We start from the raw sequence: 13152 nt of genomic DNA on the forward strand, positions 1-13152 counted from the left end.
TATTTATATTTATGCGTTGAAGGTTAATAACACCTTACAACAATGCTTGCGGTCTTCTTCAAATAACGTCATGGCATCGACAACATGCTCAAAAGCAAACTGATGGGTGATTAGCCGATCCGGATTAATTAAGCCGTTTGCCAACCATTCGAGAACCAGCGGGAATTTATTGGCATTGAGCCTGGACGAATAAATAGTGAGCTCTTTGCCGGTGATCCCCTGCTGCGCCACCATTGACGGTTCGGTAGAAAAGCCCATCAGCACAATCCTGCCTGCCGGCGAAGCCAGTGCGATGGCCTCTGGGAAAATCGCCGGATGGCAGGCGGCGTCGATAATCAGCGTCGGTCGGATACCCTGCGCTTCCAGCACCTGCGCCAGCGGTTGCTCCTTATTATTAATGGTCCAGTCGGCGCCGTTTTGCTGCGCCATCTGCAGCCGCTCAGGGATCTGGTCGGCGACGATCACCTGCCGCACGTTATAGACGCGCTTGAGCACCTGAATGGTGGTCAGCCCCATCGGCCCAGCGCCGTAGACCAGCGCGATATCCTGTTCGCGTGGTTTAGCCTGCCCGGTGACATTCGCCGCAATAGTAAAGGGCTCCACCATTACCGCATGATGGTCGCTCACGTTCTCCGGCACCGGCCAGGCATTTTTGGCCGGTACCACCGCGTATTCGCTAAACCCGCCATCGCGATGCACGCCCAGCACCACCAGCGACGCGCAGACGTTGGGCTTACCGACCGAACAGGGATAACAGTGGCCGCAGCTGATCACCGGATCAACCGTCACCCGCTGGCCCACGACTTTATCCGTCACGCCCTCGCCCACGGCATCAATCACGCCGAAAAACTCGTGGCCAATGACCCGCGGATATTTGGCGAACGGATTATGTCCACGATAGATGTGGCTATCTGAGCCGCAAATTCCCGCCAGTTTCACCTTTACCCGCACTTCCCCGTTCCCCGGCTGCGGCAATGGCCGTTCTTCAATCGCCAGCGCGTTCGGCTGTTGAATAACAATACTTTTCATTTTTCTCTCCTTACCAATTCCACAAAGTGCCATCTTCGAGGCGCGCCACCGGCAGACAAGCGGGTTCATAGGGGTATTTCGCCGCCAGCTTCTCGTCGAACTCGATGCCCAGCCCTGGTTTATCGCCCGGATGCATATAGCCATTGTCAAAACGCCAGCTATGCGGGAAGACCTCCAGCATCTGTTCGGAATAGCCCATGTACTCCTGAACGCCGAAATTTGGCACCCATAGATCGAAATGCAGCGCCGCCGCCATGCACACCGGAGAGAGATCGGACGGCCCGTGAGAGCCGGTGCGAACCTGGTACAATGAAGCAAAATCGGCGATGCGCCGCATGCCGCTGATCCCGCCAGCGTGGGTAATAGTGGTGCGGATATAATCAATGAGCTGTTCTTCAATCAGCTGTTTGCAATCCCAGATGCTATTAAAGACTTCGCCGACGGCAATCGGCGTGACGGTATGCTGGCGGATTAAGCGGAAGCACGCCTGATTCTCTGCAGGTGTCGGATCTTCCATCCAGAACAGGCGATACTCCTCAATGCTTTTACCAAAGCGCGCCGCCTCGATTGGCGTCAGGCGATGGTGCATGTCGTGCAGTAAATGCTCGTTGAAACCAAATCGTTCGCGCACGGCGGCAAACAGCCGCGGGGTAAAATCGAGATATTTTTCCGTTGACCACAGCTGCTCTTCCGGCCACACGCCTTTGGTCGCCGGCTCGTATGCCTGACCTTTGCCCTTGGCCATGCCGTAGGTGGTTTTCATCCCCGGAATACCGCACTGCACGCGGATCGCCTTAAAACCCATTTCCTGATGGCGGGCGTAGTCGTCCAGCACTTCATCAATGGAATGACCGGTGGTGTGGCAGTAGACCATCACCCCTTCGCGCGAGGCGCCGCCCAGCAGTTGGTAAAGCGGCATTCCGGCGGCTTTGGCTTTGATATCCCACAGCGCCATATCAACGGCGGAAATCGCCGACATGGTCACCGGGCCGCGGCGCCAGTAGGCGCCTTTGTAGAAAAACTGCCAGATATCTTCGATGCGGTGAGCATCACGGCCAATCAGCTGCGGGCAAAGGTGATCTTTCAGGTATGAGGCGACCGACAATTCACGGCCGTTGAGCGTGGCATCACCGAGGCCGACAATCCCGTCATCGGTGGTGATTTTTAAGGTGACGAAGTTACGCCCTGGGCAGGTAACGAACACGTCGGCGGCAACGATCTTCATGGGTAATTCCTTACATCTGTGCGGTTAGTGATCAAAATTAAATCACCAGACCTACTACCATACAAGTATGATATTTAAAAAAGATGCGAAGGATCACAAACGGGTTTGGTTGCGGGGGACGCCTGGCGCCCCCCGTTCGCGATTAATTGATGCGGTCTTTTACGATGAAGAAATAGCACAGCGCGCCGGTAAAGGTCACGCAGGCGGCAATGACCAAGGCCAGGTTAAAGGAGTGCGTGGTGTCCACTACCCAGCCGGTGACAACCGGCGCAAAAGAGGCGAAAACAAAGCTGCCGAAGTTCTGGATCGCCGCCACCGACGCGACTTTATTCTCGCTGACCATCACCTGTACCAGTCCCCAGGCCGAGGTTCCGGCAAAGTGGACGCAGAATAGCGCCATGGAGATAAACGCCACCGCCTGGGTCGGCGAGTTAGATTGCACCACCAGCAGCGTGCCGAGCGCAGAAAGCGTCAGGCCAACCACAATGGCCGTTTTGCGCGTTTTCGCCAAATCGTAACCGCGGCGCGCCAGCGCATCAACCACCAGCCCATTGACCCACATGCCCACCGCCGCGGCCAGGAACGGGATCGCCGCCACCCAGCCGGTTTTCGCCAGGCTCAATCCCTGCTGCGCCTGCAGATAACCCGGCAGCCACGCGATATACAGCCAGCCGGTATAGTTAACCCCGGAGAAGCCTAAAATCATGCCCCAGGTGGTGCGTCGTTTGAACAGCGCCAGCCACTCGCTGAATACCAGCGTTGGGCGCGCTTTTTCCGGCGCCGCCAGATACTGGCGCTCCTCCTGTTGCAGATCGAACTGCGCGCGGTTGCGATACCACGCGTACCAGCACAGGCCCACAACGATCCCGGCAAGGCCGATAACCACGAACATGGTGCGCCAGCCCCAGGCTATCTGCATCAGCACCAGCGCCGGCGGCGCGATCGCCTGGCCAAGCACCGTTGAGGAGTTAAAGATGCCGACCGCGGTACCGCGTTCTTTTTGTACGTACCAGTCGGTAATGGATTTTACCCCCGCCGGCATAAACGGCGCTTCGCCAATCCCGAGGCCAATACGGAGCAAAATAAAGTGGCTAAAGGAGTTCACCACCCCAGTTAGCGCCTGCATCAGTGACCAGAAAATCAGCCCTGCCCCCAATACAATTCGCGGGCCGAAGCGATCGAGCAAAATACCCGAGGGCAGTTGAGCAAAGCCGTATGACAGAGAGAACGCCGACAGCAGCACGCCGAATTCCGTCGCGCTAAGCCCGAGGTCGCCGCGAATAGCCTCACCGGCAACGCTTAATGACGAACGATCGAGGAAGTTGACGATACCGGCGATGAACAGCAGCGTCAGGGTGACTTTTTGCACCCGGCCAATGCGCACGGGTTTGGCGCCAGCTTCGCTGGCAAGGGTTTGTGTAGCCATAATTGCCTCTTACGATAAACAGCACGATGCGGTTAGAGTAAGTAAGGCAACTAGTCGGCTACCATACAAGAATCAAGGTTAAAATTAGCGTGGAAGATCACAAAGGGCGATTTTTTATCCTGATGCGCGACGTTAAGCCCGCCCCCAGCCTGCAACGATGATCAGCATGCCGCATAGCGCAATCGCGGCCCCCGCCCAGTCAAAGTGGCTTAGCTTCACACCATCGACGAAACGCAGCCACAGCAGCGCGGTGCAGACGTAGACGCCGCCATAAGCGGCATACACTCTGCCGCTGGCCTCCGGGTGCAGGGTCAGTAGCCAGACGAACATCGCCAGCGCCATCGCAGTCGGGATCAACAGCAGCGGCGAACCGCCCCGCTTCAGCCATAGCCACGGCAGGTAACAGCCGATGATTTCACACAGCGCGGTAGCAAAGAAAAGTAACGTGGTTTTCAGCATTAAAGTTTGGTAAATGAGACAATTTGTTGCACTAGTGTACGCGATAATGCGCAGGTACCCATGCCATTTTGTCCGGTAGGCGCGGGTAGCGAGTTGTAGTAAACTTGTCCAACTGGTTAACCCTTTTTATCACCCAAAGGAAATCGTGATGAAAATGACACGCAATAAACGCTGGTGCCTGACCGCCCTGCTGGCGGCAAGCGCAATGGTCTATACCGCTTCGTCCTTCGCGCAAACCGACAAACTGGTGATCGAGTCCGGCGACAGCGCGCAGAGCCGTCAGCAAGCCGCAATGGAAAAAGAGCAGTGGAACGATACCCGCTCGCTACGGCAGAAGGTAAATAAACGCGCGGAGAAAGAGTGGGACAAAACCGACGTCGCCTTCGATGCGCAGGATAACTGCCAGAAGAGCGCCAACGTCAACGCCTACTGGGAACCCAACACCCTGCGCTGTCTTGACCGCCGCACCGGTCGCGTTATTACGCCATAATTCCCCGGCGCCCATGGGCGCCATCCTCTATTAATGCAAACAGGATTTCCCATGTCTGACGCCCCTCACGTCAAACTCCGCCCGCTTGAGCGCGAAGACCTGCGCTTCGTCCACCAGCTTGATAATAACGCCAGCGTAATGCGTTACTGGTTTGAAGAACCTTACGAGGCCTTCGTCGAACTCTCTGACCTTTACGACAAACACATTCACGATCAAAGTGAACGCCGTTTCGTTATCGAATGCGATGGCGAAAAAGCCGGGCTGGTTGAACTGGTGGAGATAAACCACGTTCACCGTCGCGCCGAGTTCCAGATTATCATCTCCCCGGAATATCAGGGCAAAGGGCTGGCGACGCGCGCCGCTAAGCTGGCAATGGACTACGGCTTTACCGTTCTCAATTTGTATAAGCTGTATCTGATTGTTGATAAAGAAAACGAAAAAGCGATCCACATCTACCGCAAACTCGGTTTCATGGTCGAAGGAGAGCTGATTCACGAGTTCTTTATCAACGGCGAATACCGCAATACCATTCGCATGTGCCTGTTCCAGCATCAGTACCTTGAGAAACATCGTCCTCAAGGCCAGACGCTGCTCAAGCCCACCGCTCAGTAGTAGTCGATAGTGTTTTTGATGCTGTAGTGTCGCGTCACCGCCGGCTGGACGCTTTCATCGACAACCTGCATCTCACAGCGGATCGGGTTGTCGTGATCGTCATAGTCGCAGGTTTGCTTCACCTTACCTAACGCGCGGTCGTTAAATACGCTCACCGCGCTGTAATCGAGCTTTTTACGCGGATCGGTGGACGGCGTCGATACGACGCTGAAGCGCTCATCTTTCGCGGTGGTGGTTTTGCCCAGCGGATAACCTTCGCTGTCATAGCGATAGCTGGAAGTGCTTTCTTTCCCGCGAGCCGTCACCACAAACCCGTTGTCATCGGTCTCCCAGCTGACGCCCGCCGCCGGCATCTCGGCGAGCTGGCATTTCCCCTGCAGCCGCAGGCGTTTCTCCTGCGTTTGCGCATCCAGATAGTAATTCGCGTCAAGTACCAGCGTGGCGCCGGTTTTGTTTTCGAGGTCGGTAAAATCCAGCAGATCAAAACACCCTTCTGCCGACACCTGGGCACGCACCCGCTTCACCATTTCCCCCTGGTCGTCGAACAGGATCTGAGTAAACGTTTTCACCGGGCCGCGCAGCGGGTCGAATTCAAACTCATTGGAAAAACTGGCCATCTCCGGGGTAAACGCCGCCGGCGTTGACGGCTTATCGCAGGCGCTGAGCAGCAACGCTGCCGGGATCAGCAAAAACAGTTTATTCACAGCCGCTACCTTTTTGGGAATATTCCAATCATTTTAGCAAATACAATTATTTACACCAATTCTGCTATGCTTAAAAATGGATGACATCAATAAGGAGCTTATGATGAAACTATCCCCATGGTTGTGCGCGGCCCTGCTGCTGGGTTCGGCATCCGCACTGGCAGCGCCGGACTCCTGCGAGCGGGTAAAGGGCGAGATCCAGCAAAAGATCATCAACAACGGCGTTCCGGCTTCTGGTTTTAGCCTGGCCATTGTACCGAACGATCAGCCTGACCAGCCCGGCGCTCAGGTGGTTGGCCACTGCGCTAACGACACCTTCAAGATAATCTATACCCGCAACGGCGACGCGACGGCGACCGATTCAGACGGGCAATAACCGCCGCTTTCGAGTGAAGGATCTTATCTCTGGTTGACCGGAGATAAGATTCACCTACCCCTATTTAAGTATTATTCCTCACCCATGCGCCAGCAATCCTGCGGTTGCCAGCGGCATTTCGCATAATAAAAATCATGGAGTGAGCACAATGTCCAACCCTGAACATCCCGGCGGCGTCAGTCGTCGCACCCTCATAAAATCCTCAGCAATCGGTTCCCTGGCCCTGGCCGCCGGCGGCCTGTCGCTGCCTTTCAGTCTACGCGCCGCGGCCGCCGCCGTGCAGCAAGCCACCGGAGCAGAAGAAAAAACCGTCTGGGGTGCCTGCTCGGTTAACTGCGGCAGCCGCTGCGCGCTGCGCCTGCACGTTCGCGACAACGAAGTGGTGTGGGTGGAGACCGATAATACCGGCCATGATATTTACGGCGATCATCAGGTTCGCGCCTGCCTGCGCGGGCGTTCTATCCGCCGACGTATCAATCACCCCGATCGTCTTAACTACCCAATGAAACGCGTAGGCAAACGCGGCGAAGGAAAATTCGAACGCATTAGTTGGACCGAAGCGCTGGATACCATCGCCGAAAGTCTGAAACGCGTGGTAAAAGAGTACGGCAACGAAGCGGTCTATATTAACTACTCTTCCGGGATTGTCGGCGGCAATATGACCCGCTCTTCCCCTTCCGCCTCGCCGGTGATGCGGCTGATGAACTGCTACGGCGGATCGCTCAACCAGTACGGCACCTACAGTACGGCGCAGATCGCCTGCGCCATGCCCTATACCTACGGTAGCAACGACGGTAACAGCACTTCGGATATTGAAAACAGTAAACTGGTGGTAATGTTCGGCAATAACCCGGCGGAAACCCGCATGAGCGGCGGCGGCATTACCTGGTACCTGGAGCAGGCCCGCGAGCGTTCCAACGCCCGCATGATCGTCATCGACCCACGCTATACCGATACCGCGGCCGGGCGTGAAGATGAGTGGATCCCCATTCGTCCCGGTACCGATGCGGCGCTGGTCGCCGGTATCGCCTGGGTATTGATTAATGAAAATCTGGTAGACCAGCCGTTCCTCGATAAATACTGCGTCGGCTACGATGAGAAAACCTTGCCGGCCGATGCTCCGGCCAACGGCCACTATAAAGCCTATATTCTCGGCCAGGGGGACGACGCTACCGCCAAGACGCCGCAGTGGGCCTCGCGTATTACCGGTATTCCCGCCGATCGCATCATTAAACTGGCGCGCGAAATCGGTATGACCAAACCCGCCTATATCTGCCAGGGCTGGGGGCCGCAGCGCCAGGCGAACGGCGAGCTCTCCGCGCGGGCTATCGCCATGCTGCCGATTTTAACCGGCAACGTCGGCATCAACGGCGGAAACAGCGGCGCCCGAGAATCGACCTATACCATCACCATTGAGCGTCTGCCGGTACTGGAAAATCCGGTAAAAACCGCCATCTCCTGCTTTAGCTGGACCGACGCTATCGCCCGCGGGCCGGAGATGACCGCCACCCGCGACGGCGTGCGCGGCAAAGAGAAGCTGACGGTTCCCATCAAATTCCTGTGGAACTATGCTGGCAACACCATCATTAACCAGCATTCCGACATCAATAAAACCCACGATATCCTGCAGGACGAGAGCAAATGCTCGACGATCGTGGTTATTGAAAACTTTATGACCTCGTCGGCAAAATATGCCGATATTCTGCTGCCGGACCTGATGACCGTAGAACAGGAAGATATCATTCCTAACGACTATGCCGGCAATATGGGCTATCTGATTTTCATCCAGCCCGCCACCACGGCGAAGTTCGAACGCAAACCTATCTACTGGATCCTAAGTGAAGTGGCAAAACGCCTTGGCGACGACGTGCATCAGCGCTTCACCGAAGGCCGGACTCAGGAGCAGTGGTTACAGTACCTGTACGCCAAAATGGTCGCTAAAGATCCGGCGCTGCCGGGCTATGACGAGCTCAAAAAAATGGGCATCTACAAGCGTAAAGACCCGAACGGCCATTTCGTCGCCTATCGCGATTTCCGTCGCGATCCTGAAGCGCATCCGCTAAAAACCCCCTCCGGCAAAATTGAGATTTACTCCAGCCGCCTCGCCGAGATTGCCGCCCGCTGGGAGCTGGAAAAAGGCGACGTCATCAGTCCGCTGCCGGTCTATGCCTCCACCTTTGAAGGCTGGGACGATCCGTTGCGCAGCCAGTTCCCGCTGCAAATGTTTGGCTTCCATTATAAGGCGCGTACCCACTCCAGCTACGGCAACGTCGATGTCTTACAAGCGGCCTGCCGTCAGGAAGTGTGGCTTAACCCTCTCGATGCCGAAAAACGCGGGATTAAAAACGGCGACATGGTGCGCGTCTTTAATCAGCGCGGCGAACTGCGTATTCCGGCGAAGGTCACGCCGCGTATTATGCCTGGGGTGACGGCGATGGGTCAGGGGGCATGGCACGATGCCAATATGTCTGGCGATCGCGTCGACCACGGCGCCTGCATGAATACCCTCACCACCCACCGGCCTTCACCGCTGGCGAAGGGAAATCCGCAGCATACCAACCTGGTCGAAATCGAGAAGGTTTAAGGAGTAAACCATGAGCGCTCAATACGGATTTTTTATCGATTCCGCCCGTTGCACCGGCTGCAAAACCTGCGAGCTGGCCTGTAAAGACTACAAGAACCTGACGCCGGACGTCAGCTTCCGTCGTATCTATGAGTATGCCGGCGGTGACTGGCAGGAGGACAACGGCGTCTGGAATCAGAACGTTTTCGCCTATTACCTCTCTATCGCCTGTAACCACTGCGAAGACCCGGCGTGCACCAAGGTCTGCCCGAGCGGGGCGATGCACAAGCGCGAAGACGGTTTTGTGGTGGTCAATGAAGAGGTGTGCATCGGCTGTCGCTACTGCCATATGGCCTGCCCGTATGGCGCGCCGCAGTACAACGCCGCTAAAGGGCATATGACCAAATGCGACGGCTGTCACGAGCGTGTCGCACAAGGCAAGAAACCGATTTGCGTCGAGTCCTGCCCGCTGCGCGCGCTGGACTTCGGGCCGATTAGCGAACTGCGGGAAAAACACGGCCAGCTGGCCGCCGTGGCGCCTCTGCCTTCAGCGCACTTCACCAGGCCGAGCATTGTGATAAAACCTAACGTCAACAGCCGTCCGTGTGGCGATACCACCGGCTATCTGGCCAATCCGCAGGAGGTCTGAAATGGGAAATGGATGGCATGAATGGCCGCTGGTTCTGTTTACGGTACTGGGGCAATGCGTCGCTGGCGCAGTCATCGTCAGCGGCCTGGGCTGGGTGTCGCTCTCCGGTCAGCGCGAAGCGCGAGAGCGGCTGGTGCGCAGCATGTTCTTTATCTGGCTATTGATGGGAATAGGTTTTCTCGCTTCCGTAATCCATCTCGGCTCGCCGCTGCGCGCATTTAATTCACTGAACCGCGTTGGCGCTTCAGCGCTCAGTAATGAAATCGCCAGCGGCGCCCTCTTCTTCGCCGTTGGCGGATTCTGGTGGCTACTGGCGGTGCCAGGAAAAATGCCGGCGGCGCTCGGCAAAATCTGGTTGTTTCTCACCATGCTACTGGGACTGCTGTTTGTGATGGCGATGACCCGCGTCTACCAAATTGACACCGTGCCGACGTGGTATAATGGCTACACTACCAGCGCGTTCTTCCTGACGGTACTACTCAGCGGGCCGCTGTTCGCCGCCCTGCTGCTGAAGCTGGCGAAAGTTGACTTCAACGGCTGGTTTTTTGCCGCGATTAGCGTTGCCGCCCTCATCATCAGCGTGGCCGTTGTTGTCTTGCAAAGCGCTGACCTCGGCACGATCCACAGTTCAGTACAACAGGCGAATGCCCTTCTTCCGGATTACGGCAGACTGCAGGTTCTACGGCTGATCCTGCTGGCGCTCGGTCTCGGCTGCTGGCTGTGTCCGCTTCTCCGCCGCCAGCCGCCGCGCGCCGCCGGGTTATTGATCGGGCTGATAATGGTTTTAGTCGCGGAGTGTATAGGCCGCGGCCTGTTTTATGGCCTGCATATGACCGTAGGTATGGCGGTTGCGGGTTAACGAGACGGCGCGCCTGTGCGCGCCGCAGTAAGGAATAGGGTAATGATGCAGATCCCAAATCGCGACGCCGTCGCACTAAGCGCCCGTACGCTGGGCGCGCTGTTCTCTTTTGTACCGGACAGCGAGCAAAACGCGCCGCTGGTCGCCGCTTTTCTCGATGGTAGCTGGCAGCCGCAGTGGCCGTTCCCGGTCTCCGATTCACTGGCAATGGAATTCGCCGCCAGCAGCGACGAGACGCTGCCGCAAGCCTGGCAGCGTCTGTTTATCGGCCCATGGGCGCTGCCCGCTCCGCCGTGGGGCTCGGTGTGGCTGGATAAAGAGTCGGTGTTATTCGGCGACTCGACGCTTGCGCTGCGCGAATGGATGCGGGCCAGCGGTATCGCGCTGGCTCTTGAGCGCAACGAACCCGAAGATCACTTCGGCACCTTGCTGCTGCTGGCTGCATGGCTGTGCGAAACAAATCAGGATGAGTTGTTTGCGCAACTGCTGGCCTGGCATCTGCTGCCGTGGTCCGGGCGTTTCCTGAGCGTCTTTATGGAAAACGCCGGGCATCCGTTCTATCGGGCGCTGGGCCAACTGGCGCAGTCGACGCTGGCTAACTGGCAGGCACATTTGCCCATCGCGGTGGCAGAAAAGCAGCTGTATCGTTAACTCACCCGCCGCGTCGATCCCCGGCGCGGCACTTATAGCTTTTGCATCTAAGGTTATTCCCTATCACAATAACGCCATGACTCCCAATTTCACGCCCGCTAATGCACCGTCTTCATAACTATCCTGATGTGCAGGTGATGTTCCGTCGCCTGCTCATCGCCACGCTCGTCGGCATCTTTGCGGCGCTGGCCGTGGCGCTGTTTCGCCACTCGATGGTCGTGCTGGAAACATTATTTCTCGGTAACGATAGCGGTAGCCTGGTGAACGCCGCACAGTCGCTGCCGTGGTGGCGTCGGCTGCTGACGCCAGCGCTTGGCGGACTGGCCGCGGGGACATTGCTGTGGTTATGGCAACGGCGCAGCGTGTCGCGTCCGCACGCCCCGACCGATTACATGGAAGCGCTGGAAACCGGCGATGGTTGTTTCGATACGCCGGCAAGCCTCGTGAAATCTCTGGCGTCGCTGCTGGTGGTTGTGACCGGCAGCGCCATTGGCCGCGAAGGAGCCATGATCCTGCTGGCCGCGCTGGCCGCCTCGCTGTTCGCCCGCCGCTTTACCCCGCGCGCTGAATGGAAGCTGTGGGTCGCCTGCGGCGCCGCCGCCGGGATGGCCAGCGCCTATCATGCGCCGCTGGCGGGTAGCCTGTTTATCGCCGAAATCCTCTTTGGCACTCTGATGCTGGCCTCGCTCGGCCCGGTAGTCATTTCGGCGGTAATCGCCCTGTTACTAACGAATCTGCTCAACGGCGGCGCCGCGCCGCTGTACCACGTCGTCTTTCAGCAAAACCTTAACGCGCTGCATTACGTTTTAATGCTGGCGACCGGCCTGCTGGCCGGGCTGTGTGGGCCGCTATTTATCTGGCTGATGAACTACAGCCACCGTGGCTTCGTGAGGCTGAAACTGTCACCGCCGTGGCAGCTGGCGATGGGTGGACTGATCGTCGGCATGTTATCGCTCATTACCCCAGCGGTGTGGGGCAACGGTTATAGTGTGGTGCAAAGCTACCTGCTGTCGCCGCCGCTATTTAGCGTCATTATCATCGTCTTTGTCTGTAAGCTGTTGGCGGTGCTGGCCAGCAGCGGCTCCGGCGCCCCGGGCGGCGTCTTTACCCCGACGCTTTTCGTCGGGCTGGCGCTGGGCATGCTGTTCGCCAGTTTTAGCGGGCTGTGGTTAGATAACGATCAGAACATGGCGATTATGATTGGGTTAACCGGGATGGCGGCGTTTCTCGCCGCGACAACGCATGCGCCGATTATGTCAACGCTGATGATTTGTGAGATGACCGGGCAGTATGTGCTGCTGCCCGGTTTATTGATCGCCTGCGTACTGGCCTCGGTACTGTCGCGAACGTTACGCCGGGATTCGATCTATCGCCATGACGCTGCCGAGAACGTCTAAGTCAACATACTGGCTGAGTTCACGTTGTTCGGCGCGCGGCAGATAAGGCAGCTCGCCAATAAGCGGCGCGGGTAGCTTTTTGCTCAGTACATCAATGATTTCAGCGTAGTGCGCAAGACCAGGATTAATGCGGTTGGCGACCCAGCCGATTAATGGCAAACCGTCGTTAGCCACCGCCTGAGCGGTCAACAGGGCATGGTTGATACACCCTTCCTGAATACCCACCACCAGCACTACCGGCAGTTGTTCCTGTACCACCCACTCGGAGAGCGGGCGTAAATCGTTCATCAGGCTGCGCCAGCCGCCGGTACCTTCCACTACGACATGATCGACCCTGCCGCTGAGCTGCTGCAGCCCGTCGCTGAGTAAACCGTAGTTGATCGGGCAGCTGTGCGCCACGCTGCTTTCTTCTTCGCTTAACGCGATGGGATTGACAGCATCATACGGCAGCGACAACGTCGACACGCTCTGTAATACCAGCGCGTCTTTATTACGCAGTCCGTCCGGCGTCTCTTTGCTGCCCTTCGCCACAGGCTTATACCCGGCGACGCTTTTACCGCTGGCAGCAAGTGCCTGCAGCAACGCGCGGGAAACTACCGTCTTCCCGACAGCAGTGTCAGTACCTGTTATAAAGAAACGCTTAAACATCACTAACCCCAAAGTTGTCTATACGAAAGATACATAAGAGAAATAATCAACAGTGGGAAAAGTC

Annotated in this window: 13 protein-coding genes and 1 pseudogene; 8 read left to right on the plus strand and 6 right to left on the minus strand. The window is 57.2% G+C overall.

Features of this window, described 5'->3' with window-relative positions:
* Positions 1–9: 9 nt before the first annotated feature.
* The 4 genes and pseudogenes from ABLV66_RS13200 to ABLV66_RS13215 all read right to left on the minus strand — a co-directional run bounded on the left by ABLV66_RS13200 (position 10) and on the right by ABLV66_RS13215 (position 4201).
* Positions 10–1029: a Zn-dependent oxidoreductase gene (locus ABLV66_RS13200; protein WP_063415191.1), complete on the minus strand. Its 1020-nt coding sequence runs from the start codon at positions 1027–1029 to the stop codon at positions 10–12.
* 10 nt (positions 1030–1039) lie between these two features.
* Positions 1040–2254: a starvation-sensing protein RspA gene (gene rspA, locus ABLV66_RS13205; protein WP_047067372.1), complete on the minus strand. Its 1215-nt coding sequence runs from the start codon at positions 2252–2254 to the stop codon at positions 1040–1042.
* Between the two features lie 142 nt (positions 2255–2396).
* The gene (locus ABLV66_RS13210) at positions 2397–3680 is read right to left on the minus strand and encodes an MFS transporter (RefSeq protein WP_113373463.1); all 1284 of its coding nucleotides are present in this window, start codon (positions 3678–3680) and stop codon (positions 2397–2399) included.
* Positions 3681–3812: 132 nt separating this feature from the next.
* A pseudogene (locus ABLV66_RS13215) lies at positions 3813–4201 on the minus strand (YnfA family protein).
* 86 nt (positions 4202–4287) lie between these two features.
* Here ABLV66_RS13215 and ABLV66_RS13220 point away from each other — a divergent pair.
* Together ABLV66_RS13220 and speG are read left to right on the plus strand one after the other, a co-directional pair.
* Positions 4288–4629 carry a DUF1283 family protein gene (locus tag ABLV66_RS13220; protein ID WP_015366763.1) on the plus strand — a complete coding sequence of 114 codons (342 nt, stop codon included), beginning with the start codon at positions 4288–4290 and terminating at the stop codon, positions 4627–4629.
* A 51-nt stretch (positions 4630–4680) separates the two neighbouring features.
* On the plus strand, positions 4681–5241 hold the full coding sequence (gene speG, locus ABLV66_RS13225) for a spermidine N1-acetyltransferase (protein ID WP_015366764.1): 561 nt from the start codon (positions 4681–4683) through the stop codon (positions 5239–5241).
* Here speG and ABLV66_RS13230 read toward each other — a convergent pair.
* Positions 5235–5945 (minus strand): YnfC family lipoprotein, encoded by a 711-nt coding sequence (locus ABLV66_RS13230; RefSeq protein WP_045394624.1) that lies wholly within the window; start codon positions 5943–5945, stop codon positions 5235–5237. The two genes, speG and ABLV66_RS13230, sit on opposite strands and share 7 nt — an antisense overlap.
* A 103-nt stretch (positions 5946–6048) precedes the next feature.
* Between ABLV66_RS13230 and ABLV66_RS13235 the strand changes: the two genes are divergently transcribed.
* The 6 genes from ABLV66_RS13235 to clcB all read left to right on the plus strand — a co-directional run bounded on the left by ABLV66_RS13235 (position 6049) and on the right by clcB (position 12440).
* Positions 6049–6321: a DUF1161 domain-containing protein gene (locus tag ABLV66_RS13235; protein ID WP_045394628.1), complete on the plus strand. Its 273-nt coding sequence runs from the start codon at positions 6049–6051 to the stop codon at positions 6319–6321.
* Between the two features lie 148 nt (positions 6322–6469).
* Entirely contained in the window at positions 6470–8905 is a 2436-nt protein-coding gene (gene ynfE, locus ABLV66_RS13240) for a selenate/tellurate reductase subunit YnfE (protein ID WP_348877184.1), read from the plus strand.
* Between the two features lie 10 nt (positions 8906–8915).
* On the plus strand, positions 8916–9533 hold the full coding sequence (locus ABLV66_RS13245) for a DMSO/selenate family reductase complex B subunit (RefSeq protein WP_289576382.1): 618 nt from the start codon (positions 8916–8918) through the stop codon (positions 9531–9533).
* A 1-nt stretch (position 9534) separates the two neighbouring features.
* Positions 9535–10392 carry a DmsC/YnfH family molybdoenzyme membrane anchor subunit gene (locus tag ABLV66_RS13250; RefSeq protein ID WP_289576384.1) on the plus strand — a complete coding sequence of 286 codons (858 nt, stop codon included), beginning with the start codon at positions 9535–9537 and terminating at the stop codon, positions 10390–10392.
* A 42-nt stretch (positions 10393–10434) separates the two neighbouring features.
* Positions 10435–11043, plus strand: a complete 609-nt coding sequence (gene dmsD / locus ABLV66_RS13255) for a Tat proofreading chaperone DmsD (RefSeq protein WP_045392302.1) — start codon at positions 10435–10437, stop codon at positions 11041–11043.
* Between the two features lie 101 nt (positions 11044–11144).
* Entirely contained in the window at positions 11145–12440 is a 1296-nt protein-coding gene (gene clcB, locus ABLV66_RS13260) for a voltage-gated ClC-type chloride channel ClcB (protein WP_047042925.1), read from the plus strand.
* Here the strand turns inward: clcB and bioD are convergent.
* A complete protein-coding gene (gene bioD, locus ABLV66_RS13265; protein WP_045392306.1) occupies positions 12393–13088 on the minus strand; it encodes a dethiobiotin synthase in 696 nt (231 codons plus the stop codon). The genes clcB and bioD overlap by 48 nt on opposite strands.
* Between the last annotated feature and the right edge of the window lie 64 nt (positions 13089–13152).

Source organism: Klebsiella sp. CN_Kp073 (assembly GCF_040065495.2).
GTDB classification, from domain to species: domain Bacteria; phylum Pseudomonadota; class Gammaproteobacteria; order Enterobacterales; family Enterobacteriaceae; genus Klebsiella; species Klebsiella aerogenes.

What these genes read in the sequence shown, in the direction of transcription:
- ABLV66_RS13200 (WP_063415191.1), bottom strand. Translation starts at nt 1,029, where the DNA reads ATGAAAAGTATTGTTATTCAACAGCCGAACGCGCTGGCGATTGAAGAA.
- rspA (WP_047067372.1), bottom strand. Translation starts at nt 2,254, where the DNA reads ATGAAGATCGTTGCCGCCGACGTGTTCGTTACCTGCCCAGGGCGTAAC.
- ABLV66_RS13210 (WP_113373463.1), bottom strand. Translation starts at nt 3,680, where the DNA reads ATGGCTACACAAACCCTTGCCAGCGAAGCTGGCGCCAAACCCGTGCGC.
- ABLV66_RS13220 (WP_015366763.1), top strand. Translation starts at nt 4,288, where the DNA reads ATGAAAATGACACGCAATAAACGCTGGTGCCTGACCGCCCTGCTGGCG.
- speG (WP_015366764.1), top strand. Translation starts at nt 4,681, where the DNA reads ATGTCTGACGCCCCTCACGTCAAACTCCGCCCGCTTGAGCGCGAAGAC.
- ABLV66_RS13235 (WP_045394628.1), top strand. Translation starts at nt 6,049, where the DNA reads ATGAAACTATCCCCATGGTTGTGCGCGGCCCTGCTGCTGGGTTCGGCA.
- ynfE (WP_348877184.1), top strand. Translation starts at nt 6,470, where the DNA reads ATGTCCAACCCTGAACATCCCGGCGGCGTCAGTCGTCGCACCCTCATA.
- ABLV66_RS13245 (WP_289576382.1), top strand. Translation starts at nt 8,916, where the DNA reads ATGAGCGCTCAATACGGATTTTTTATCGATTCCGCCCGTTGCACCGGC.
- ABLV66_RS13250 (WP_289576384.1), top strand. Translation starts at nt 9,535, where the DNA reads ATGGGAAATGGATGGCATGAATGGCCGCTGGTTCTGTTTACGGTACTG.
- dmsD (WP_045392302.1), top strand. Translation starts at nt 10,435, where the DNA reads ATGATGCAGATCCCAAATCGCGACGCCGTCGCACTAAGCGCCCGTACG.
- clcB (WP_047042925.1), top strand. Translation starts at nt 11,145, where the DNA reads ATGCACCGTCTTCATAACTATCCTGATGTGCAGGTGATGTTCCGTCGC.
- bioD (WP_045392306.1), bottom strand. Translation starts at nt 13,088, where the DNA reads ATGTTTAAGCGTTTCTTTATAACAGGTACTGACACTGCTGTCGGGAAG.